This window comes from Chryseobacterium sp. WG14, from assembly GCF_024586945.1.
Taxonomy (GTDB): domain Bacteria; phylum Bacteroidota; class Bacteroidia; order Flavobacteriales; family Weeksellaceae; genus Chryseobacterium.
Map to the genome: position 1 here is coordinate 105924 of NZ_JALCZD010000013.1, position 17293 is coordinate 123216.

A 17293-nucleotide genomic window follows, 5' to 3' on the forward strand; every position below is an offset into this window, starting at 1 on the left:
TTCGACCGATCTAGCCCTGATTGAAGCGGTATGTTTGAGCTCATTTTGTAGGAATTGGCGCGGCGGCTCTGCCGCCGCGCCAATTCCTACAAAATAGCGAGTAGTGAAAGCAGGTTCCCGGCTCCTAGGAATTAAAATGTAAATTTTTGAACTTTTATTTACTGCTTTTTTTGTTGAATTTCATGGAATTGGAATTCAAATTCATATTTTTGCACATCAGACGTTAAAAAAATTATGGCAAAGCAAGAAGATGTTTTCAAGAAAGTGATTTCTCACGCTAAAGAATATGGTTTTATTTTTCCATCGAGTGAGATCTATGATGGTTTATCCGCTGTTTATGATTATGGACAGAACGGGGCTGAACTAAAAAACAATATCAAACAATACTGGTGGAAAGCTATGGTACAGCTTAACGAAAATATTGTGGGTATTGATTCAGCAATCCTTATGCACCCTACTACATGGAAGGCATCGGGCCACGTAGACGCTTTCAATGATCCATTGATTGATAATAAAGATTCTAAGAAGCGTTTCAGAGCAGATGTTTTGGTAGAAGACTACTGCGCTAAAATTGAAGATAAAGAGAATAAAGAAATCGAAAAGGCGGCGAAAAGATTTGGTGATTCTTTCGATAAAGCTCAGTTTGAAGCTACCAATCCAAAAATTTTGGAATACAGAGCAAAAAGAGAGGCTATTCTTTCAAGGCTGGCAAAGTCTTTGGAAAACGAAGACCTTGCTGATGTAAAATCTTTAATTGAAGAGCTTGAAATTGCTGATCCTGATACAGGTTCTAAAAACTGGACGGAAGTAAGACAGTTCAACTTAATGTTCGGAACCAAGCTTGGTGCTTCCGCAGACAGTGCTATGGACCTTTACCTGAGACCGGAAACAGCTCAGGGTATTTTTGTGAACTTCCTGAATGTTCAGAAAACTTCACGTCATAGACTTCCCTTCGGTATTGCACAGATTGGTAAGGCATTCAGAAATGAGATTGTTGCCAGACAGTTTATCTTCAGAATGCGTGAATTTGAACAGATGGAAATGCAATTCTTCGTTGCTCCCGGAACTGAATTAGAGTTCTACGAACAATGGAAGCAAAAACGTCTGAACTGGCACCTGGCTCTAGGATTAGGGAATGACAATTACAGATTCCATGATCATGAAAAACTGGCTCACTATGCGAATGCAGCGGCTGATATTGAGTTCAACTTCCCGTTTGGATTTAAGGAACTGGAAGGGATTCACTCAAGAACGGATTTCGACTTAAAGGCTCACGAAGAATTCTCAGGAAGAAAACTTCAGTTCTTTGATCCTGAAAGAAACGAAAACTATGTTCCTTATGTGGTGGAAACTTCGGTAGGTTTAGACAGGTTATTTCTTTCTATCTTCTCTCATTGCTTAAGAGATGAAGTATTGGAAGATGGATCTGAGAGAACGGTCTTATCTTTACCACCAGCCTTAGCACCAATTAAAGCAGCTATTCTTCCATTGATGAAGAAAGATGGTTTGGCAGAGTATGCAGAAAATATCTTCAACGACCTGAAGTATGATTTCAACTTATTCTACGAAGAGAAAGATGCAATCGGAAAACGATACAGAAGACAGGATGCGATTGGTACGCCTTACTGTATTACCATTGATCATGACTCTCTAACGGATCACACTGTAACGATAAGAGACAGAGACACGATGAAGCAGGAAAGAGTTCCTGTTTCTGAACTGAGAAGGATCATTGATGAGAAAACCAACTTCAGAAATTTACTTTCTAAAATATAATGTAAGAGCCCTGATTTTTCAGGGCTTTTTTATTTTTACACACAATAGATAAATATATTACGGAAATTATTATTTTTGGAGAACTTTTAAAGCTAAAAAAATAATAACTATGAAGAAATTAATTATTTCATCACTGGCTATGGCAGTGATCGTAAGTTGTAGTTCATCCAACGATAATCCGGAAGACAACAACAATACTAATGACAATACCCCTTATCTTTTAAAAAAATTTACCGAAGTTACACAAGACGGGCAATCTTATGTTGTGGAATATAAGTACGACGGAAATAAAATAACTGAGGCTTTTGACGTTACAGACAACGAAAAGGAAGTATACACTTATGACGGGGATAATATTGTAAAAACAGAACTGTTCAGGAATGGAGTCATGAAATTCATGAGAGAATTTACCTATTCTAACGGAAGGCTTGCTTCTGAAAAAGTGACTGATAAAGAACAGGCTGGAACGTTGGTATACACAGAAAACTACCAGTACCTGAGCGATAACCATGTAAGGTATAATAAGTATAGCTCCGCTACATATAATCCGTCAACAGGAACTTATTCCAATATACAATACGTTCAGAAAGATGTTTATCTTAATTCTAACGGGAATATAGCTTCTTCCAGCTATACGAGCAATGGAACTACATACAATGCCACATTTATGTATGACTCCAATAACCATCCTATGAAAAATGTAAAAGGTTTCGTAAAAATGGAGATGTTTTCGCTTGATGATGGTGAAATGGCTTACAATAACCTGTTAAGCTACAACGGAAGTTATTCAGGAACCGTAAGTGGAACACGTGGAACCACCGGGGTTCATACGCTTAACAGTTCCGATTATCCTACCAAATCGGTTATGACATATACCAGTTCTGCTTTGGGAACCAATAAGCATACTTATCTTTATGAGTATAACAAGTAATGATCTTATTTATTACCATACTTAGCCTTGAATAATTTCAGGGCTTTTTTTATTTTCAACCTTATCTCTTAATTTATTATTTTAGATCTCAAAAAATTCAAATATGAAAAAAATAACTTTCTTAATGTTTGGGCTCATCCAAACATTAGTATTTTCCCAAACTCAGGATTTGACAGCATTGGCCACAGGAGACCATGTGGGCATGAATGCCCTGTTTGACGATAAAGATAATCTTTATGGCTATATTTCACTATATTCTTATGGGAAATCCGGAGACAAGACCAAAAAATTTGAATACGTAGTATTAGACAAAAACCTCAACCCCGTTGCCAATAAGGAATTCGAAGGAGATATTACCGCGGCTTCCTATATGGGCTATGTTGACTTCAAAGGACAGATTATCTTAAAACCTTCCATGATCGATTATTCTCTGATAAAAAGCAGAGAAGTATTTACACCTGTTTCCATGATAATTGATCCGAAAACCAATACCATTACCCGAAAAATTTATTATGATTATCTCGAAGACAGAAGTTTCAAAGAGATTAACGAACCTAAAAGCTGGAAAGAGCAGCGTAAAGAAAATAGGGAAGAGAAAAAAGAAAAAGGCTACAATTACATTTCGGCGGTGGGAGAAATAAAAGAAGGCGGCTACTTTGTTATTGAATACAAAGATTACGGAAAGTATGTGAACAACAATAGCCTGATGAAATTTAATGAAAACAAAAAAGAAGTATGGAAGTATCAGTACAATACCAATGGCGACAAAAAGGTTTTCTCTACGTTGTCTCCTTTGGAAAAAGATGACAACTATATGTACTGCATCATGAAAAAAGTAGATGACAGGAAGAAAACGTTCAGCCTTCTTGTGCTGGATATGAAAACAGGAAAGGAGGTTGTGAGTAAGCCCATCACAGGAGTTTCTGACAAGACTATTGAATATATAAATACTTTTGTCGCCAATTACAGTCCCATTGATAATGATAAAACTTTTGATGACAAAATAGTATTAACAGGCAGAAATTATGGGATCGACGACTATGATACAGGATTTGCAAGATTAATGATTAATAAATCCGACTTCACCGTTAGTGTAAAAACACTTGATTATAAACCGGATTTTGTGCCTTATCTCCCTAAAATTGATGGACATGGGTTTGTAGAAAGTGGATATTATCTTCAAACTAAAGATTTATATTTTATGAGTGATGGCAGTGTGGGTATCCTTACAGAAAAATATAAACCTGCAGGGCAATATAACGCTCCAAAAACTACAGATCTAGTGTATGTTTACACTGATAAGGATTTTAAAATCAAAGATCTTAAAGTTTTTGAAAAAGAAAAAACAAAATGGAGTAACAATGATTATCTATTCTCACAATACCTCAATGGAGGGAAAGATGTAGTATTTTTCTACCGCGACTATCAAAAAGACGAAGTAACGAGACAGAAAAGATGGAACCTTTTCATCAACACCATTATCGACGGAAAGTTTAAGCAGGAGACCATTCCTATTTCAGAAAAAGATAATTACACGGTAATCCCGTACGTAGGAAAAGAAGGTTATATTTTACTTCGTGAGTTTAATGAAAAAGAGAAATTCAATAAAATCCGTTTGGAAAAACTGAACTACTAGATAAAAAGAATACTGATGACATCAGGATTCTTTTGTTTGATAATAATCTGCAATATTTTTTATTTCATCCAGACTCAGATTCCACATAAAGCTCAGGAACTGCTGATAGCTTTCACTTTGGTTTTTGGGATCTACTCTATCTAAATATCTGTTGAGATTATAATTTTTTCTGGCTTCATATATTTTAGAAAAACATTTCCCCAGCCAGCTTTTATAATATTTTTCTTCTTCACTATCCTGTAAAAACTGCATGGCTACATAAATCCCTACACCGTAGTCTTCTGCATGAAAATAATTGGGCAAGACTTCCGCCCTCGCTGTTTTCTTTAACGCAATAAAAGAATCGGCAGGGTCTCCCGATGGATCTAAAGCTGTAAGTTCTGTAAACGTTTTTTTCAGCATAGTTATTCTTCTCGACATTTCAGGATGGGAGGCCAGAGAATCTTTATCCAGTTTTTCTTTATAAAAATTATAATTGTATAGCGAAAAGTCTTCTTTTTTCATCCACTTATCATTGAAAGTCTGCTTTGGAAGATTAAAAAGTTTTTTATATGTTTCCATCTTAAGTTCCCTTGGTGAAATGGTATCAAAATCCTGCAATCTCTGAAGTGCATTCACAAATTCGGACTTCTTAAAATTACTGTTTTTAAAAATGATATATCCCAAAGAATCTGCCTGCATTTCCTGCTGCCTTCTTTCTACTCCTTTTTTGTAGACTTTGTTTTTCAAAATATCAAAAGCTTTCTGGTTCTGACTTTGGCTGCGGCTGGAAGTGGTGGCCTTTATATCCTGAACTGTAATTTTATCAAGTTTATCCTGCTCAATAAGCTTTAAAAAAGATTTCAGGGAATGCTCCTGTATTTTGTGCCCCAATTCATGTGAGATCACTGCTGCAATCTGTTCTTCATTTTTAAACCAGCTGTAAAGTCCCATATTAATAACAAAAGTTCCATCTGGAAGACAGTAAGCATTAGGGGTATTATCTCTTGCTATTAAAATTTTCAGATCTTGGGGAATCTGGGGATTATTCTTTTTAAGGCGCTGAATCAGGGACTGTATACTGGTTTCAAATTCAGATTTAAAGATGAAGTCTTTATTCTTCACCTGCTTTTCAAAGTCTGTTTCAAATTCATTATAAATCTTAGATAACGCTGAACCTGTTTTCCCGGAATACTGTGATTTTAATCTTTTAATGGTAGATTCGTTATTCCCGGCAAAACCCTTCAAAAATTCTTTTCTCTGTAAATAATCTGCTGTGTCTATCGCTTTATAAGCTTGTGCCATTCCCATTATCGAAAATAGGAAGCCCATCGATACAATAAGTTTTCTGATCATATTTTTTCATCAATAAAACAAAAATAGCTTATTTGACCATTCATTTTCATTTTTCTAACTAAATTATTTTAAATTTGTTAGAGACCGATTCACGTGAATATGAGAATATTAAAGTATATGATAGGTGGAGCGGCAGCAGGTGCTGTGGCAGCTTATTTTTTGGGATATGATTATTTGTTTAGTGGTATTTCCAAAACCTACCTTAAAGGAAAATCAAGCGCCTATATTGATGACGGAGATCTTTTCCCCAGCAACCCTATTGATACTGAAGCACCCGAGCTCTGGGAAGAAGATTCCGGTTACAACCAAAAGGAATTACCGAAGCATTTAATTGATAATTTAAAAGCGTCTAAAACGGCTGCTTTTGTGGTAATCCGAAATGGTAAAATTCTGCACGAGCAGTATTGGGCCGGCTATAATCAGCTTTCACAAACCAACTCTTTCTCTATGGCAAAAGCCGTTACGGTAATGCTTCTGGGAAAAGCTCTGGAAGAAGGTATTATAGGAAGTATTGATGAAAAAATTTCAGAATTTTATCCTGAACTCAAAGAGAAAACATTCGGAAATACAGTCACACTTAAAAATCTGGCTCAAATGGAAGCCGGACTCGACTGGGATGAGAATTACAATAATCCTTTCCTTCCCAACGCTAAAGCCTATTACGGGAAAAATCTTGTAAAAGCCGTGCTCACAAGAAATTTTAAAGAAGAGCCGGGAACAAGGTTTGAATACCAAAGCGGATCTACACAGCTTCTGGGTTTTGCGGTAAGAAAAGCATTAGGAAAGCCTCTGGCAAGCTACCTCTCTGAAAAATTCTGGATTCCGTTGGGCATGGAACAAAATGCCAAATGGAGCACAGACAACCACGGAATAGAAAAAGCATACTGCTGCATCCACTCCAATGCGAGAGACTTTGCCAAACTGGGACAGCTATTTCTGAATGATGGCAAAGTTGGGGATCAGCAGATTCTTAATACAGATTTTATTGAACACATGAGAACTCCTACAGAAAAGTCTGAAAACATTTACGGAATGGGCCTTTGGATCAATCACGACAACCCAATCAAACATTATTATTTTCTGGGACTTCAGGGGCAGTATATCATTATGATCCCTGAATATAATATGGTCATTGTAAGAACGGGAAGCTACTTCAACAGCCCTAAAAATGACAGAGGAAGGCCGGACCAGGTAGGGTTCCTGGTGAATGAAACCGTACAATTATTTCAATAAAACATGGAAAAATACAGCATCAAAGTTGATGAATATATCGATAAATCTCCGGATTTTACTCAACCTGTCTTAATTTATCTTCGTGAAATAATTCATGAAGCCTGCCCTGATGCAGAAGAAGCTATCAAATGGAAGTTTCCCACCTTTATGTATAAAGGAAAGATTCTCTGCTCTATTACTTCTTTTAAGCACTATTGCAGTCTTGGGTTCTGGCTACACCAGGAAATGAAAACTTTAAAGGAAATAGAAACTACAGCCGAAAAGAGTTCGATGTTCAGCTTGGGCAAGATCACCAAAATGGAAGATCTTCCTTCAAAACTTCAACTTAAAAAAGCCATTAAAGAGGCTATGGAGCTTACGGACATGGGAGTTACCATGAAGAAAGCAGCTCCTTCTAAAACAGAAATGGAGGTTCCGGAATATTTTCATGATGCTTTACACGCTAATGCAAAAGCATTGGACGTCTTTGAGAAAGCTTCACCGTCCTTCAGAAAAGAATACATCACCTGGATCACTGAAGCTAAAACTGAAGCCACCCGGAATAAAAGGATGGAACAGGCCCTGGAATGGATTGCAGAAGGGAAAGGGCGGAATTGGAAATATGAGAGGAAGTAGAGACTTCGGGAAAGAAACAGAATTTTCAAGACATTTAAACATAAGACAGGAATAAAGACTAATGAAACCTAAAATTAGCTTCAGGAAGTGTATTTTTCTTTAAGAAAGCTTCATATTCAGGGGACAGCTGTGCCCGGCCAAAGGTATTTTCGCCGCTCATACTTCCAAGACGCACTTTATCTTTTCCAAACTTCCTGTTCATAGCATCCATGGCTTTCATTACAGGAAGGTGTTGGTTTTGGGTATCTTCTTCAAAAAGACCAATCTGTCTTTGATCTTCGGGAACAAAATCATTGACCATAACGCCGGCTCTTTTATAATGAAAACCATCTTTATAAATTGATTCAAAAAGCTCGTTCACCACTCTTCCTATTATAATGGAGGAATTGGTAGGATTGGAAAGGATCCGGGTCACTGCATTTCTATATTCGGGAAGATCTTTTCTGAAACGATTGGTCTGCACAAAAACGGTGATCATTTTACAGCATGTGCTTTGTTTCCGCAGTCTTTCTGAACAGTACATTCCAAAAGTTTCTACTCTTTCCCGTACCTCCTCTTTTTGTGTCAGCATTTCCATAAAGCTTCGGGTAACGGCTATAGATTTTTTCGGCGATGGTGCATCCAGTTCCAGCTGGCGGATTCCTTTCAGCTCGTTAAGCATTCTTACCCCATGAATCCCCATAATCTTGCGGATCCACATTTCAGGTTTCTGAAGAAGATCCCAAGCTTTGTAAACCCCATTGTCATTCATTTTTACAGCCAGCTTCCTTCCTATTCCCCATACATCACCTATATTGAGCCATTTCAGGGCTTTCTCAATTTTTTCAGGCGTATCCAGAATATATACCCCTTTAAACTGAGCAGGAAAGTCTTTAACGATTCTGTTGGCCACCTTACACAACGTTTTGGTGGGGGCAATTCCTATGCTTACAGGAATACTTTCTTTTTCTTCAATTTCTTTTCTGATGTTATCGCAGTATTCGTGGATATCAATATACTTAAAGCCTGTCAGATCAAGGAAAAGCTCATCAATGCTGTATACTTCGTATTCAATAACGTAAGATTTAGCAATATTGATCACCTGCTGGCTTTTGTAGTTGTACAATTCAAATTTTGCCGAAAAGCTTTTCACATCATACTTCTGGAAGAGTTCTTTATATTTAAAAGCAGGAGCTGCCATAGGAATTCCCAGCTCTTTTGCTTCTTTGCTCCGGGATACCACACATCCATCGTTATTGGAAAGAACCACAACGGGTTTGTTTTCAAGGGAAGGGTCTAAAGTCCTTTCACAGGAAACAAAAAAGTTATTGCAATCTACGAGGGCATACATGATGAAGTGTGAATATATACTGCAAAATTATAACTTTTAAAGTATAAAATCAGTTTCAGTTAAACATTAACATCACTTTTAACATACTGTATTTTAAATAATTAATTTTTTATAATACGACAGGTTTTGTCGCATCAGCGCTTTAATTTGGTCTTCAAAAACAGTATCCGTTGCATATTTAGCCTTAGATCATTTTCAGACGTTCTTCTTCCAGATCAAGCTGGAAAAGCTGATGACGAATGATTTCTTCATCAATCGAAATATCCTTGTTAAGCTCTGTGAGAAACTGCCTTTGACTTTCAAGCATTTCAATAAAAACAGCTTTGAATTTTTCGTTCATCCAGTCTGCATCATTGGCTTTATTTTTTTCTTCCCAATGTCTCAACAGCCGTTCTATTCCTGCATGACTGTGAAGTTCACTTTCATGCTTATTTTTAAGAAAATGATAAACGTGTTCTCTTAATTTTTGTTTGACTTCCTTCCGGGCTAGCTCTTCTTTTTCTTCATCTATAAAATCCTCAAATACCTTTCCATATTTTATAAAATAAGGCAATGTAAGTCCTTGTACCAGAAGGGTAAGCAATATCACTACAAAAGTGATAAATAATATAAGGTTTCTGTTTGGAAAAGGGGTCCCATTTTCAAGACTTATAGGAATAGCAAGTGCTGCTGCCAGGGATACTACTCCCCTCATTCCCGTCCATCCAAGTAAAAGAGGCATCATCAGGCGCCTTCCCGTGGAAGATGCCCTGGGAGTTACAGAAGGGCGAAAAATAATCGTGGCAATCATTGCGGCATAGGAGCTTATTATTCTGGCAGCGATAAGAGTGACGGTTACTAATACTCCATAATTAATAGCAGTCTTTAAGGCGATTCCTTCGGAACGCAGCCCACCTACAATTTCCGGAAGCTCCAATCCGATAATTAAAAATACAATCCCATTCAGAATAAATACAAAACTTTCCCAGACGCTATATCCTCTTATACGGCTGGTACTGTTTAAAAATATCAATCTTTTACCTGACATATATAATCCACCACATACCACAGCCAATACTCCGGAGCTATGAAACTGTTCGGCTACCCAATACATTAAGTAAGGTTCAATTAAGGTGAGTGCAATATCTGAAGAAGCCTCCGTAGGAAGACGTTTGTGGGCTTGTACAAAAATCCAGCCCAGTAATAATCCAATTCCTGATCCTCCAATCATCATCCATAAGAAATCTAAAGAAGCATCCTGCCATACAAATTGTCCGGTTCCTACAGCGATTAATGCAAAACGGAAAATAATAAGTGAAGAAGCATCATTAAGTAAACTTTCTCCTTCCAGAATAGCTGACGTTGTATTGGGAATCTTCACAAATTTCATAATGGCACCTGTACTTACGGCATCTGGCGGAGACACTATACCTCCCAGTAAGAATCCCAGAGCAATAGTAAATCCCGGAATAAAATAATTGGCAGCAATGGCCACTGAAAATGCGGTAAAAAATACCACAAGGAAAGCAAAGCTTCCAATAATCCGCCACCATCTCTTCATTTCTTTAAAGGAAATTGACCAGGCGGCTTCAAATAACAGTGGTGGTAAGAATATAAAAAAAATAAGATCCGGATTGATCTTTACAGCAGGTAAACCGGGTATAAAACTGACAAGAAGTCCAAATACAACCAGTAAGATAGGATAAGCAATTTTTAATTTAACAGCCCACATATTTAATAATACAATAGCGGCTATCATCGCCAATAAAAAGGGTAAAACGGTGTGCATTGATATTGTGTTTTTTTTAATTTTCCATCTGTTATCTTCATTATTATCTGAAGACAATTCTTACAAATATACAATCAATCTGCATTTTCGGAGCCATTTTTTCAACCTTATCAAAACTTAATGAGAAGTTGTATAATAATATCCCAACAGTATCTTTTCTCATAAAGAAGGAGATTTAAAATAGTAAAAAATCAATTAAAACACGTCAAGTTTCGTCGCTTCCGTCCTATACCTTTGCTCTATAATAGTAAAAAATATGGACAAAGTAACATCAGAAAGAATCCAGACACTTCACCCACTGATCAGGGATGAAGTAAAGCAGATCATTAAAGAATGTGACAAAGCACTTACCGGAAGAGCAAAAATAAGGATCACCCAGGGTCTGAGGTCTTTTGAAGAACAGGAAAGGCTTTATGCCATTGGAAGGCTTACTTCAGGAAAAAAAGTAACTAATGCCAAAGCCGGGCAAAGTATTCATAATTATGGTCTTGCTGTAGATATCTGTCTGATTACTGATGGAAAAACCGTAAGCTGGGATACTGCAAAAGACTGGGATAATGATCAGGTTGCCGACTGGTATGAATGTGTAAAAATATTTGCCAGACACGGCTGGGATTGGGGTGGAAACTGGAAAACATTCAAAGACCTTCCCCACTTTGAGAAAAAGAATATCCCTTCAGGGAAAGACCTTATTAAAATCAATTGGAAAACCCTTTTAAAAATGCCCAGAGATCAACAGAATTATATCCTATTTTAATTGTCTTTTATTTAAAATAATTATAATACGACATGTTCTGTCGCTTCCCCCGCCTACCTTTACCTGACAAGAAAACAACTAAAAAAGCAATGAAAAACCTAAATACAGAATCTCAATTTTCCCAGTAAATAAAGGATTCTATAGATTTAAAATTGCATATGTCCCTTTAAAAAACAATTAAAACATCACATGAAAAAGACAACCATTCTTTCTTTGGACGGGGGTGGAATAAGGGGAATTATCACCTGTATTATTCTACGTTACATAGAAGAACAGCTCCAGTATTATGATAAACCGACTGCAAGGCTCGGGGATTATTTTGATCTGGTAGCAGGCAGCAGCACAGGAGGTCTGATTGCTTCTATTATCTTATGCCCCGACGAAACCCGAAAGGCAAAATATTCTATCCAGAAAGGCTTAGAATTATATGCTGAAAAGGGTGGAGACATCTTTCAGGTATCTTTTTGGGAAAAACTGGTTAATCCATTTGGATTGCTGAACGAAAGGATTTCCCAGGAAGCACTTGAAAAAAATCTGAATGATTTTTTTGGAAATTTAGAATTAAAAGAATTAATAAAACCGTGTTTAATTACAAGTTATGATATAGAAAACAGAAGAGCCAAGCTTTTCAATTCCTGGGAAGCCAATCTCAGTACTGATAATTTTTATGTAAAAGACATTTGCAGAGCTACTGCTGCAGCTCCTACCTATTTCAGCCCTGTACAGATCAAATCGATGTACGGACAGATCTTCAGCCTGATTGATGGAGGAATGTTTGCGAACAATCCGGCTCTTTGTGCTTATGCAGAAGCCAGAAAGATCCCTTTTGCAGAAGTTTTAAGAAACCATCAGAAAGCCAATCATCCCGGCGTCAATGATATGATCCTCATTTCTATAGGCACGGGAGTGGAATCCCGCCCTTATCCGTTTAAAAGATTAGAAAAAGCAGGAAAAATAGGATGGGTAAATCCCATCATTGATATTCTGATGTCTGCCAATGCAGAAACGGTAGATTATCAGCTTTCCCAAATGTTTCAGACATTAGGCTTAAGAAATCAGAAAAACTATTACCGTCTGAACCCGTCTCTGAAAAATGCTTCACCGGCAATGGATAATGTAAGGCGCTCCAATATTGAAAACCTGATTCAGGCCGGCTTGAGTTATATTGATGATAACAGGGAAGTTTTAAACCAGATTGTTCAAAAGCTCATCAGAAACAAAATATAAGCTTAAAAACTTATAATGCCTCCAAATAAGCTTAAAAGCTTATATTATAAAATTCTCACTGAATTAAAGCAGTTGGCCAGGTTAGTTTATAATATTCATAAAAAATTAAATAAAAGTGAAAATAAATTATAACACGACAAGTTTTGACGCTGCGGCCAACTATCTTTAAATAAACAAAATAACCACGGAAACCAAAGTTAAATAAGCTTATTCCAAACTTACAATATCCCAATTATTTTTAATAATAATTTTCAGCTTATAAATGCTGAACAGGATAGCTATTGCTCAATATTGAATATTAGTCTGCTAGCACTACTATATATTATTAACCAATTAATAACCTTTAACAATTTTAGAATTATGGCAAATTTAGTACAAGAATTAAACAGTTTAGATTTCAGCGTTTACATCGGAGGGCCTATGCAGGCTGCTATCAAAGCTCAGCATGATGCATCTATGTCACAGGTAAACTTCATTAAAGAGGTCGGTTTTGAGGAAGAAGCCGCAGAAGGAGGCGCTAAAAAGCTTAAGTATGTGGATTTCACGTATACAAAGTCAGTTCCCAGCACCGTTGAGAACAGTGATAGCGTAGTAAAATCAGAAGTTAAATTAAGCGTTCCATTGCTTTCTATGCTGACGATTCCGGCTTTAAGAATTGATGAAATGACGATTGATTTCAACGCCAAACTTAATTCAGTAGAAACTCAGAGTATTGCCAGTGAATTCCAGGGAAGCGCTTCTATCAGTGCTAAGTTCTGGAAGGTTAAATTCAACGCTTCAGCTTCTTATAAAAAAACCAACTCAAGTACCTCAACGACAGAAAAAACATATACGTTGGGAGTACATGTAAAAGCTGTAAATGATGAATTACCTGCAGGGCTTTCAAAAATTATGGATATGTTAGAAGATGCTATTGTTGCTTCCGCAACACCCGTGGCTACTTCTTAATAATTTTCAGGATGGCTGCTCCGGCAGCCATCCTTTTAAAAATTTTTATCAATTAAAAAAAACTTATCATGCCAAAATTGAATGAATATTTAGGAGGTATTGTCTCTGAAATTGCTGCAGCCAGAAAAATGACCGATTTACAGACTGTACAGATAGCAAAAGAATATGCTAAAGATGACCTGTTGAAACATTTTTCCATTCCAAGAATGAAAGTGGGAACAGTAGACCTTACCATTCCTTTTGCAGCAGCCGGAAGTTCCCCTGTCCTGCTTTTCAGAGACTTTTCTTATGACGAGATTACAAAAGTAGCCTCAACAGATTATAATCCTGCTGACACAAAAAATGATCAGAATTTAAGGAACTTTCTAGCCAATCAGGAGCTTAGTTACAATGATTACATAACGAAGATCAAAGCTGAAAACAAGCCTACCCTCACCGATTCACAGATACAGTATTTTGAACCTATCTCAAAATATACAGTAGAATACTGTCGTTCCCTTCCCAATTTTACATGGAATAACACAGATCCTCAGTTGCTGCAGCAAAGTCTTTTCAGCAGAATTGTTTCCGAAGTCCGAAGGATTATTGAGAAAACAGATGACCGCGAGATTATTGTAGAGGCAAGCAAATTGATGCAGCTGGATGCAAAATGCCTGATTTATGCTAAAATGAGTGTGAGCGAAGCAGGAATGGAGTGGTCAAGATATGAAGATATCAATGGAAATATTATAGAAACGCTTATCCCTGAATAATAGAATGAAAAAGTCACAGTTTATATTGGTTTCCCAGTTAAAGAATCAGCTGCTGGAATTTCCGGGTATTGTTTCTTCTTTGGAGAAAAAAGACCCTTTTTTTGTTGAGAAAATGCTTTCCTGGCTTAAGTCTGTAGAAAATATTCTTTCTACAAACACGATCAGTGAAGTTTCGGAAATAGCAGGATTCAGAAGTAAGATCCTGGCAGGTAAAATCAGCGATGAGAGAAGTTTTAATGCTAAAAAAAATCAACTCAAGGTTACTGCAAATCTTCTTCATGATGCACAAAACTGCGTGCTTAATGTACTGCTACCTCATGAAACAAAAATGAATGAATGCAGAGATATCACCAAACAAATATTGGCTTTAGCTGCACAAACGACAAACAGCCTTTATACCTCAGAAATTACATTCGAGGACTTTATACAGAGAGTCTGGTTGCATATTATTTCGGATGATGATTTAAAATTAGGTGGAATCAAGCTCAAATCCATGCTTTCTGAAATGGACATCATTATGCTTATTGCTGATGAAATAGATATCAAAGATTTTTCTTAAAACTAAAATAGCTCAAAATTTTTTTTGAGTTATTTTTTTTATGCGTCAAGTTTTGACGCCTCCTTCGATTACTTTTGAAATATAAACAAGAACACAAAAACAATTAATAAAAAACTTTAAAAAGCCCTTGAATTCAACATTGATCTATGCTGAACAGCCTGAAATATGTTCAAAAATTAACCCACACCTTAAAACACAAAACATGGAGACACCCAATCACCACACAGATATTATCTTCGATGAAGATCTCTATACTATAGAATGGAGTGACATCGAAAATGCAGAGATGGATTATGAAAACTATCTCAACGACATTGAAAACTTCTTCAGACAAGATTTTGAAAATGATGTTCTTGAAGAAGATACACTATAAATATAACATAAACACTATATGTTCTAAAGCTGCCCACCATCCTTTATGCATCCACTGCAATCTCGCCAATTTTCAAAAAGCCTTTGAATTCACCATCACAAACGAGTGGGCAGCCAGAACTGTGTTATAAAAACAACACCGAATCATTTAATAATACAGCTTTAGTGTAAGCAATTATTTTTATATCAATAACCTTACATTTATGAAACCAGCAGTTTACCTGATCCATAACAGGAAATAGCTGGTTTCTCTTTTATCTGATACCTATACAAAGGTTGGCAACCTTCCTCACAGTATTAAAAATAATAGTGATGCTCAGTAAGCGCTAACCTTCTATAGCAGAATATTTATCATTCTAAGGCCGCTTTTTCTTTCGGAAATTTCACAAAAAAATATAACACGACACGTTTTGTCGCATTAAGCCCATATATTTGTGGTACAAAATTTTACCATGAAAAAAGATTTTTATTTAACGAGATATGCCTTAATCATTAAAAGATTGGAAAGTTCCCCAGCTACTTATTCACAGTTGGAGGAATACCTTTTAAACTCTTTTGAGTTTCAGGATGCCGGAATCAAGAGTTATTCCATACGCACGCTGCAAAGGGATATCCGTGAGATTTCAGATCTTTTTAATCTTTCTATTCACAACAAAAAAAAGGGAGATAACCGGTATTATATTGAAAGTCGCCCCATCATGGAGGTGGATGAATACAACCAAAAATTACTGGAGTCTTTCCAGGTAAGCAATGCCCTGAATCTTCACCCGGATTTTTCAAATTTTATCTTTTTTGAAAGCAGAAAACCAACCGGTGTGGAGCATTTTTATGATCTGTTCTTTGCTATCCGTAATAAAAGAGTGGTTAGTTTCGAACATTACAATTATAAAAATAAGCTGATGACCTCCCGAAAGGTACACCCACTCGCTTTGAAGGAGTCTAAAGACAGGTGGTATCTTATTGCTATTGATACAAAAGATAAAGCCTTAAAATCATTTGGACTGGACAGGATTAATTATCTGGATGTGGGCAAAAATAAATTCCGTGAAAAATACAGTTACAATTTCAGAGAGCATTTCAAAAATGCATTCGGGGTGATGAATCTTACGGAACAGAAACCGCAAAACATTGTGTTGAAATGCAGCCGCCATCAAGGAGAATATATCAGAAGCTTCCCTCTTCATCAGTCGCAGAAGGAAACCAAAGAAACGCCGGAAGAGATCTATTTTGAGTTCTTCCTTCATCCTACTTATGACTTTATGCAGGAAATTCTTTCCTATGGAAAGGAGGTGACTGTTTTAGAACCTAAATGTTTAGTTGATGACATACGCACCCATCTTCAGGAGTCTCTGAACCGTTATCTTGAAAGCTAACCGGGAATAATTCTATCTCATATTTTTTAATTATATTTACATAAATATACCTGTATTGAGAGCTTTATTTATTGGCATCAGCTGCTTTATTTCTTCGTTTCTTCTTTCCCAGCAGAAAGAGGAATTCAGGGCTGTGAAAGGCTATTACAACCAGCATAGAACTATGCTGAATAAAGAATTCAGGAAAAAATTTGATGCAGAGTCCAATACCTTTAAAAAAGCTGCTATAAAAGGAGATTTTCTTTTTTTTATGAAAAAAATGGACAGCATTGAAAATACAGCATTAGTAGGAGCTTTATTACGGGTAAGAAATCTGGAAGACCTGGAATCTATAAAAGTACCGAAAGATATTTCCATAGATCCCGTTGACAAGTCTGTGAATTTGGAAACAGCACCCAATTATCCCGGAGGACTCAATACATTAAGGAAGGAAGTAGCTAATCTTATGTATACAGACGGAGTGTATTCTGAAGTAAAGATGATTAAAACAAGTGTGGCTTTTATTGTTGAAAAAGACGGAAGCATCAGTAATGTTCATGCACAGGGTGATAATTTCACGTTTAACAGACAGGCTGAAATTGCCTTATACTCTCTTTCTGAAAAATTTGTTCCGGCTATGGCTAAAGGGGATCCTGCAAGATTCCAGTTCAGACTTCCTTTAACATTAACTATGGAATAATC

General features: G+C 36.6%; 16 protein-coding genes. 13 read left to right on the forward strand and 3 right to left on the reverse strand.

Features of this window, described 5'->3' with window-relative positions; translation table 11 throughout:
• Positions 1-234 precede the first annotated feature (234 nt).
• The 3 genes from MP478_RS18970 to MP478_RS18980 all read left to right on the forward strand — a co-directional run bounded on the left by MP478_RS18970 (position 235) and on the right by MP478_RS18980 (position 4343).
• Positions 235-1776 carry a glycine--tRNA ligase gene (locus tag MP478_RS18970; RefSeq protein ID WP_257201333.1) on the forward strand — a complete coding sequence of 514 codons (1542 nt, stop codon included), beginning with the start codon at positions 235-237 and terminating at the stop codon, positions 1774-1776.
• A 109-nt stretch (positions 1777-1885) separates the two neighbouring features.
• Entirely contained in the window at positions 1886-2707 is an 822-nt protein-coding gene (locus MP478_RS18975; protein WP_257190296.1) for a hypothetical protein, read from the forward strand.
• Between the two features lie 103 nt (positions 2708-2810).
• A complete protein-coding gene (locus tag MP478_RS18980; RefSeq protein WP_257201334.1) occupies positions 2811-4343 on the forward strand; it encodes a hypothetical protein in 1533 nt (510 codons plus the stop codon).
• Between the two features lie 21 nt (positions 4344-4364).
• Here MP478_RS18980 and MP478_RS18985 read toward each other — a convergent pair whose 3' ends face one another.
• The gene (locus MP478_RS18985) at positions 4365-5678 is read right to left on the reverse strand and encodes a M48 family metallopeptidase (RefSeq protein WP_257190294.1); all 1314 of its coding nucleotides are present in this window, start codon (positions 5676-5678) and stop codon (positions 4365-4367) included.
• 99 nt (positions 5679-5777) lie between these two features.
• On the opposite strand from MP478_RS18985, the gene MP478_RS18990 reads away from it, so the two are divergent.
• Together MP478_RS18990 and MP478_RS18995 are read left to right on the forward strand one after the other, a co-directional pair.
• A complete protein-coding gene (locus MP478_RS18990; protein ID WP_257201335.1) occupies positions 5778-6911 on the forward strand; it encodes a serine hydrolase in 1134 nt (377 codons plus the stop codon).
• Positions 6912-6914: 3 nt separating this feature from the next.
• Positions 6915-7526, forward strand: coding sequence for a YdeI family protein (locus tag MP478_RS18995; protein WP_257201336.1), 612 nt, complete (start codon positions 6915-6917; stop codon positions 7524-7526).
• A 58-nt stretch (positions 7527-7584) separates the two neighbouring features.
• On the opposite strand, the gene MP478_RS19000 is transcribed toward MP478_RS18995, so the two are convergent.
• Together MP478_RS19000 and MP478_RS19005 are read right to left on the reverse strand one after the other, a co-directional pair.
• Positions 7585-8856 (reverse strand): Y-family DNA polymerase, encoded by a 1272-nt coding sequence (locus MP478_RS19000; protein ID WP_257201337.1) that lies wholly within the window; start codon positions 8854-8856, stop codon positions 7585-7587.
• Between the two features lie 184 nt (positions 8857-9040).
• The gene (locus tag MP478_RS19005) at positions 9041-10624 is read right to left on the reverse strand and encodes a Na+/H+ antiporter (protein ID WP_257201338.1); all 1584 of its coding nucleotides are present in this window, start codon (positions 10622-10624) and stop codon (positions 9041-9043) included.
• A gap of 256 nt (positions 10625-10880) precedes the next feature.
• On the opposite strand from MP478_RS19005, the gene MP478_RS19010 reads away from it, so the two are divergent.
• The 8 genes from MP478_RS19010 to MP478_RS19045 all read left to right on the forward strand — a co-directional run bounded on the left by MP478_RS19010 (position 10881) and on the right by MP478_RS19045 (position 17291).
• A complete protein-coding gene (locus tag MP478_RS19010) occupies positions 10881-11381 on the forward strand; it encodes a M15 family metallopeptidase (protein ID WP_257201339.1) in 501 nt (166 codons plus the stop codon).
• Between the two features lie 189 nt (positions 11382-11570).
• The gene (locus MP478_RS19015; RefSeq protein WP_230033580.1) at positions 11571-12608 is read left to right on the forward strand and encodes a patatin-like phospholipase family protein; all 1038 of its coding nucleotides are present in this window, start codon (positions 11571-11573) and stop codon (positions 12606-12608) included.
• Positions 12609-12968: 360 nt separating this feature from the next.
• Positions 12969-13556 (forward strand): DUF2589 domain-containing protein, encoded by a 588-nt coding sequence (locus tag MP478_RS19020; RefSeq protein ID WP_257190288.1) that lies wholly within the window; start codon positions 12969-12971, stop codon positions 13554-13556.
• A 68-nt stretch (positions 13557-13624) separates the two neighbouring features.
• A complete protein-coding gene (locus MP478_RS19025; protein WP_257201340.1) occupies positions 13625-14308 on the forward strand; it encodes a hypothetical protein in 684 nt (227 codons plus the stop codon).
• Positions 14309-14312: 4 nt separating this feature from the next.
• Positions 14313-14867, forward strand: a complete 555-nt coding sequence (locus MP478_RS19030; RefSeq protein ID WP_230033566.1) for a hypothetical protein — start codon at positions 14313-14315, stop codon at positions 14865-14867.
• 202 nt (positions 14868-15069) lie between these two features.
• Positions 15070-15240 carry a hypothetical protein gene (locus MP478_RS19035; RefSeq protein WP_156125996.1) on the forward strand — a complete coding sequence of 57 codons (171 nt, stop codon included), beginning with the start codon at positions 15070-15072 and terminating at the stop codon, positions 15238-15240.
• Between the two features lie 451 nt (positions 15241-15691).
• Positions 15692-16612, forward strand: a complete 921-nt coding sequence (locus MP478_RS19040) for a YafY family protein (protein ID WP_230033564.1) — start codon at positions 15692-15694, stop codon at positions 16610-16612.
• A 55-nt stretch (positions 16613-16667) separates the two neighbouring features.
• Positions 16668-17291, forward strand: a complete 624-nt coding sequence (locus MP478_RS19045; RefSeq protein WP_257201341.1) for a hypothetical protein — start codon at positions 16668-16670, stop codon at positions 17289-17291.
• Positions 17292-17293 lie beyond the last annotated feature (2 nt).